Annotated in this window: 7 protein-coding genes; all 7 read right to left on the reverse strand. The window is 62.1% G+C overall.

Annotated elements, in window-relative coordinates; all coding sequences use genetic code 11:
• Positions 1–783, reverse strand: a 783-nt coding sequence (locus ACK6BI_RS27870) for an aromatic amino acid lyase (protein ID WP_409319647.1), incomplete at its 3' end; no start/stop codon positions are given.
• Between the two features lie 116 nt (positions 784–899).
• Entirely contained in the window at positions 900–2,423 is a 1,524-nt protein-coding gene (hutH, locus tag ACK6BI_RS27875; RefSeq protein WP_409319648.1) for a histidine ammonia-lyase, read from the reverse strand.
• A 130-nt stretch (positions 2,424–2,553) separates the two neighbouring features.
• Positions 2,554–3,384, reverse strand: coding sequence for a glycine betaine/L-proline ABC transporter ATP-binding protein (locus tag ACK6BI_RS27880; protein ID WP_409319649.1), 831 nt, complete (start codon positions 3,382–3,384; stop codon positions 2,554–2,556).
• Positions 3,381–4,232 (reverse strand): proline/glycine betaine ABC transporter permease, encoded by an 852-nt coding sequence (locus ACK6BI_RS27885; protein WP_085711027.1) that lies wholly within the window; start codon positions 4,230–4,232, stop codon positions 3,381–3,383. The genes ACK6BI_RS27880 and ACK6BI_RS27885 overlap by 4 nt, the downstream gene beginning before the upstream one ends.
• A gap of 83 nt (positions 4,233–4,315) precedes the next feature.
• Complete coding sequence (locus ACK6BI_RS27890) at positions 4,316–5,284, reverse strand: ABC transporter substrate-binding protein (RefSeq protein ID WP_065261547.1); 969 nt, start codon at positions 5,282–5,284, stop codon at positions 4,316–4,318.
• A gap of 70 nt (positions 5,285–5,354) precedes the next feature.
• Positions 5,355–6,827 carry a purine-cytosine permease family protein gene (locus ACK6BI_RS27895; RefSeq protein ID WP_409319650.1) on the reverse strand — a complete coding sequence of 491 codons (1,473 nt, stop codon included), beginning with the start codon at positions 6,825–6,827 and terminating at the stop codon, positions 5,355–5,357.
• Positions 6,828–6,908: 81 nt separating this feature from the next.
• Positions 6,909–7,068 (reverse strand): hypothetical protein (locus ACK6BI_RS27900; RefSeq protein WP_409319651.1); only part of this gene is annotated, 160 nt, incomplete at its 5' end.

Raw genomic sequence — 7,068 nt, forward strand, 5'->3', positions numbered from 1 at the left:
CAGCAGATCGCGGTAAGCGGCGGCGGTGTCGATCTGGCCTTTCTGGCCACGGGCCGCGTGGATGCGGGCGTCGAACGGCGAGCGCGAACCGAGCACCGCTTCCACGCTCAGGCCACCGACGGCCAGCGCGCCGGCGAACAGGTCTTCACCTTCGAACAGACCGCGCAGGGCGAACGCGGTGGACACCTGCGTGCCGTTGAGCAGCGCCAGACCTTCTTTCGCGGCCAAAGTCAGCGGGGTCAGACCGGCGACTTTCAGCGCTTCGGTGGCTTCCATCCATTCGCCCTTGTAGCGCGCCTTGCCTTCGCCCAGCAGCACCAGCGACATGTGCGCCAATGGAGCGAGGTCGCCGGAAGCACCCACCGAACCTTTCAACGGAATGTGCGGATAAACCTCGGCATTGATCAGCGCGATCAGCGCATCGATCACCACCCGACGGATGCCCGAGAAACCACGGCTGAGGCTGTTTACCTTGAGCACCATGATCAGGCGCACCAGCTCATCGCTGATCGGCTCGCCGATGCCGGCAGCGTGGGACAGCACCAGCGAGCGCTGCAGGTTTTCCAGGTCGGCGCTGGCGATGCGGGTCGAGGCCAGCAGACCGAACCCGGTGTTGATGCCGTAGGCGGTGCGGTTCTCGGCGAGGATCTGCTCGACGCAGGCGACGCTGGCTTCGATCTGTGCACTGGCGCTGTTGTCGAGGGTCAGCTGGACCGGATGCTGATAGACATCACGCAGTTGGGCCAGGCTCAGTTGGCCGGGGATCAGGTTCAGCGCAGTCATCTTGTGCTCCTTTTGAGAGTTTCTTGTTAATTCGCCAGACGCTCCGGAGATGTCCGTTGTCCGTCGCGTCTGCCCTTTTGGGGAGCCGCGCCTTGGCACGCTGGCGTGGGTAGTTTTCAGTGCAGGTCCGGCAGAGCCTTGTGCAGCAGTTCCAGGTCTTTCAACACACTCGCAGCCGCCGCAATATCGGGCGCCAGCCAGCGGTCCTGATCGTAGGCAGGGACCTTCTCGCGCAGCAGTCGCCACGCCACATCGGTGCCCGCGCCGAAGCGCTGTTCCTTGAGAAACTCAAACGCCTGGGCCGCCAGCAGGTACTCGATGGCAAGGATCTGCGTGCAGTTTTCCAATGCGCGATGCAGCTTCAGCGCGGCGCTGGTGCCCATGCTCAGGTGGTCTTCCTGCAGGCCGGAAGTGACGTAGTTGTCGAGCACCGCCGGTTGCGCCAGCTGGCGGTTTTCCGCACACAGCGAAGCGGCGACGTATTGCACGATCATCATCCCCGAGTTCACCCCCGGATTGGCCACCAGAAACGCCGGAAGCCCGCTGACGTGAGGATTGATCAAACGATCCAGACGCCGCTCGGCAATCGAGCCGATTTCGGCCATCGCGATGGCCAGCAGATCCGCCGCCAGCGCCACCGACTGCCCATGCGGATTGGCCTGGGACATGACCCGGAAGGCGTCCGGCGTGCCCAGCAGCAACGGGTTGTCGGTACAGCCGTTGAGTTCGGTTTCAATTTGTTTGATTGCATGTGCCAGTTGATCCCGTGCAGCACCGTGCACCTGCGGAATCGAGCGGATGCTCAATGCATCCTGAGTGCGAATGCCTTTGCTCGACGCGATCACTTCACTGCCATCGAGCAGCGCGCGCAGATTGACACCGACCTGTTGCATGCCCGGGTGCGGCTTGAGCGCGATGATCTCGGCGTCGAACGCGGCGATCTGGCCGCGCTGGGCTTCGAAACTCATGGCGCCGACCACATCGGCCCATTGCACCAGACGCGTGGCGTCGGCAATCGCCAGGCAACCGAGACCGGTCATGCACGGCGTGCCGTTGACCAGGCACAAACCGTCCTTCGCCCCGAGCTGAACCGGTTGCAGGCCCTCTTCGGCCAACGCTTGCTGCGCAGAGACAACCTGCCCGCGATAGCTGACATTGCCCACGCCCAGCAGCGCGATACCGATGTGGGCCATGTGGGTCAGGTAACCCACCGAACCCTGGGACGGCACTTGCGGGGTGATGCCGCGATTGAGCAACGCCAGCAGTGCTTCGACCACTTGCCGATGAATCCCGGACTTGCCGTGACTGTAATTGCGAATCGCGGCGCACATGATCGCGCGAGTCTGCTCGTCGGCCAGTACCGGGCCGACGCCGCAAGCGTGGCTGAGCAAGGTGTTGCGCGACAGCTGGCTCAGCTGTTGGTCTTTCAGCGAGACGTTGGACAGACCGCCCAGCCCGGTGTTGACGCCATAGGCGCGCTCGCCGCTGGCGACAATGCGCTGGACAATGCCCTGGGCATTTTCGATGCGCGCCCAGGTCTGGGCCGACAGCTCCAGCTGCGCACCGTGCCGGGCTACCGCGACCACATCCTGCCAACGCATAGGGGCGTCGGCGATAACGATTTTTTCAGCCTGGGACATCTGGAACCTCATACCAATACTGTTGATGCAGGTAACCCTGTGGCGAGGGAGCTTGCTCCCGCCGGGCTGCGGAGCAGACCCAAAAAACCTGTGACGGGAGCAAGCTCCCTCGCCACACAAGCGGTGCTGTTTAAACCACCGCTGCCCGCCGCTGCACGAACCGGTCAACATATTCGTCCGCCGGCGAATGCAGGATCTCTTTCGGCGTACCGACCTGAATCAGGCGGCCGTCCTTGAGGATCGCGATGCGGTTGCCGATGCGCACGGCCTCGTCGAGGTCGTGGGTGATGAAGACGATGGTCTTGTGCAGGGTCTTTTGCAGCTCCAGCAACTGATCCTGCATTTCGGCGCGGATCAGCGGATCCAGCGCACTGAACGCTTCGTCCATCAGGATAATGTCAGTGTCCGCCGCCAGGGCGCGGGCCAGGCCGACACGCTGGCGCATGCCGCCGGAGAGCTGGTGCGGGTATTTGTTTTCGTAGCCCTTGAGGCCCACGGTGTTGATCCAGTGGAGCGCGCGTTCGGCGCACAGTTGCTTGCTCTCGCCGCGCACTTTCAGGCCGTAGGCGACGTTGTCGAGCACGGTCCTGTGGGGCAGCAGGCCGAAGCTCTGGAACACCATGCTGATCTTGTGCCGGCGAAATTCACGCAGGGCGTCCATGTCGTATTGCAGGATGTCCACGCCGTCCACCAGGATCGCGCCGCTGGTCGGATCGATCAGGCGGTTGAAGTGGCGCACCAGCGTGGATTTGCCGGAGCCGGACAGGCCCATGATCACGAAGATCTCGCCGGTGCCGATGCTCAGGGACAAGTCATTGACCCCCACCACACACCCGGTCTCGTTCAGCACCTGCTCCTTGGTCTTGCCCTGACCGACCATGGCCAGCGCATCCTTGGAACGGTTGCCGAAAATCTTGAAGACGTTTCTGACTTCAATCTTGCTCACGGTTGCGTTGCTCATTTGCTCACCTCGTGCCGTGGCCGACCATACGCCTGGGTAATGCGGTCGATGACCACTGCGAGAATCACGATCGCCAGACCGGCTTCCAGGCCGCGTCCGACGTTGAGGGTCTGGATGCCCACCAGCACATCTTCACCCAGGCCGCGGGCGCCGATCATCGAGGCGATCACCACCATCGACAGGGCCATCATGGTGGTCTGGTTGATCCCGGCCATGATGCTCGGCAGGGCCAGCGGCAGTTGCACGCCGAACAGTTGTTGCCAGCGGTTGGCGCCGAAAGCGTTGATCGCTTCCATCACTTCACCGTCGACCTGGCGGATACCCAGATCGGTCAGGCGGATCAGCGGCGGTGCGGCGTAGATCACGGTGGCGAAAATCGCCGGTACCTTGCCCAGGCCGAACAGCATCAGCACCGGGATCAGGTACACGAAGCTGGGCATGGTCTGCATGATGTCGAGCAACGGCATCAGGAACGAACGCAGGCGGTTGCTGCGAGCCGAGAGAATCCCCAGCGGCACCCCGATCAGCACCGAGATGACCGTGGCAACCATCATCAGCGCCAGCGTTTGCATGAGCTTGTCCCACAGGCCGACGGCACCGACCAGGAACAGCAGACCGACAATCACGGCGGTGGTCACGACCTTGCGGGTGGCGTGCCAGGCCACGCCCGCGACGATGGCCAGCATCAACCACCACGGCGCGGCGCGCAGCAGGCCTTCAAGGTTGACGATGGCCCACAGCAGGGTGTCGGAAATATGGCGGAACACGTCGCCGTAGTTGGTGACCAGTGCATCGACCCAACCGTTGACCCAGTCGGCGATGGAAAACGTAAAGCGTTCGGGAAACATAAGCGGCTCTCAATCAGAAATCTCAATCAAGCGAGTACGGCAAATCTCCCGGCCAGCCTCACGGTTGGCCGGGAGGTATCGACCTACAGCGCCGCGTCGATTTTCTTGGCAGCGTCGTCGCTGACCCACGCATGCCAGACCTCAGGATGTTCCTTGAGGAAGATTTTCGCCAGTTTCGGCGACTCGATCCGCTCCTTGGTCATGCGACCCAGGTTCTGGTTCAGCAGGTCGATCGGCAGGTTGACCTTTTCCAGCACGGCCACCAGCTCGGGCGCTTCGTCATGGAAGGTCTTGGAAAGGCCCACTTTGATGGTCACGCGCTTGTCGACGCCGGGTTTCTCTTCCAGTTTGACCGCGTCGATCTGGCCCATCAGCGGGGTTGGCGACCAGTAGTAGAACAGGATCGGCTCGCCGCGCTTGTAACTCGACAGCACCGCCGCATCCAGCGCCGGACCTGTGCCCGGGCGGAAGTTGGTATAGCTATTTTCCAGGCCGTAGCTTTTCAACATTTCGCTGTTGTCCAGCTCGCAGGTCCAGCCGGCCGGGCAGTTGTAGAAACGGCCCTTGGACGGCTCCTCGGCATCCTTGAAGATCGCCGAGTATTTGCCCAGGTCCGCGATGTTTTTCAGGTCCGGCGCCTTGGCTTCGATCTTGCGTTTGGCATCGCCTTCGATCACGTAGCGCGGCACGTACCAGCCTTCAACTGCACCGACCACCGGGGCGCCGACACCGACGACCTTGCCGGCCTTCTCGGCCTTGTTCCACACCTCGCTGCGGCCGACCCACTCTTCGGCGAACACTTGAATATCGTTGCTGCTCAGGGCGTTTTCCATGGTGATGGAGTTGCCTGGCAGGCTGTCGGTCTTGCAGTCGTAACCTTTCTCCAGCACGACCTGCAGCACGTCGGTCAGCAACATCGCGCTTTCCCAGTTCAGGCCGGCGAATTTCACCGGTTTGCCGGATTCGCACCAGCCGGCGGCCTGGGTGGCGCCGGCACTGGCCAGCAGGCCCATGGACAGCAATGTGGTCAGCAGGGTCTTGTTCGATTTCATTGTTGCGACGCTCCTAATCATGAATTGGCTTACGGCAGTTCAAGAGGCATCCAGCCCTGTTCACGTCCAGTCAGGCCTGCGCCGCAGCGCGGCCGGTCCCGCTTGTTTCAGGTTGTGCAACGCTGTTCTGCTCGACCGGCAGAATCAGTTTGTCGGGTACGCTGCCATGCCATTTTTTTGCGCATACGTAGTAAAGCGCAGCAGGCAACACCAGACCGATGATCCACGAAATATCCACATCGCCCAGCGCGGCCACCAGCGGACCGGTGTAGAACTTGGTGGAAATGAACGGCAGCTGCACCAGCACACCGAACACATAGACGCTGATCCCGAGGAGGTTCCAGCGGCCGTAGCGACCGTTCGGATCGGCCAGCGCCGGGACGTCGTAGTGCTCACGGGTGATGCAGTAGTAGTCCACGAGGTTGATCGCGCTCCACGGCGTGAAGAACGCCAGCAGGAACAGAATGAAAGACTTGAACGCCCCGAGGAACGAGTGCTGGCCGAGCAGGGCGATCAGGGTCGCGGCACCGACGATCGCCAGCACGAACACCAGACGCTGCATGCGGCTGACCGTCAGGTGGCCACGGAAGCCACTGATGATGGTCGCGATGCACATGAAGCTGCCGTAGGAGTTCAGGGTGGAAATGGTGACCTTGCCGAACGCGATGCTGAAATACAGCAACGCTGCGGTAGCCCCCGTGCCGCCCAGACCGACGATGTAAGCCACTTCATGACCGGCAAACTGGCCGTTGGCCGAAGCCGCCGCGAACACACCGAGAATCATCGCCACCTGCGCGCCGATCACCGAGCCGGCACCGGCAGCAAAGAAGGTTTTCACCGAGGACACCTTGCTCGGCAGATAGCGGGAGTAGTCCGCCACGTAAGGGCCGAAAGCGATCTGCCAGGACGCCGCCAGCGACACCGCCAGCAGGAAACTGCTCCAGCTGAAGTGGCGGATTTGCAGGAGTGCACCGACATCCACCTGACTCATCAGGCGGCTGAACAGATAAACGAAAGCAATCACGCCGATGGCACTGGCGATACGGCCGATCCAGTGGATCACCCGGTAGCCGAGCACCGTGACCACGACGATGACGCTGGCGAAAAGCAGGATGCCGACCGTGTCGCTGACCCCGAACAACTGGCCCAGCGCCTGACCCGACAGCACGGTGCCGGTGGCGGTGAAACCCAGGTACATCAGGCACACCAGCACGATGGGAATCGCCGCACCATAAACCCCGAACTGCACACGGCTGGAGATCATCTGCGGCAGGCCCAGCTTCGGCCCTTGCGCCGCGTGCAGCGCCATCACGCCGCCGCCCAGCAGTTGACCGATCAACAGACCGATCAGCGACCAGAACACATCGCCACCCAGCACCACGGCCAGGGCCCCGGTGACAATCGCGGTGATTTGCAGGTTGGCACCCATCCACAGGGTGAACTGACTGAATAGACGACCGTGTCTTTCCGCTTCCGGGATGTAGTCGATCGAACGCCTTTCGATCAACGGTTTGATGCTTGCACGATCGGTGTTGCCAGCCATGATTCAACCTCTGTGGATTGTTCTGGGTTTTGTTGTTGTGTTGGCTTGCGCGGGAACGAGCGCGCTCGCTCCCGCAGGTTTTTATTTGCCGGTAATCATCGGCAGGTTCAGGCCCTGCTCCCTGGCGCAGTCGATGGCAATCTGGTAACCGGCATCGGCATGACGCATCACACCGGTGCCCGGGTCGTTGTGCAGCACGCGAGCGATGCGCTCGGCCGCCTCATCCGTACCGTCGCAGACG

The sequence above is a fragment of the Pseudomonas sp. KCJK9016 genome, from assembly GCF_046231795.1.
Lineage (GTDB): Bacteria > Pseudomonadota > Gammaproteobacteria > Pseudomonadales > Pseudomonadaceae > Aquipseudomonas > Aquipseudomonas bananamidigenes.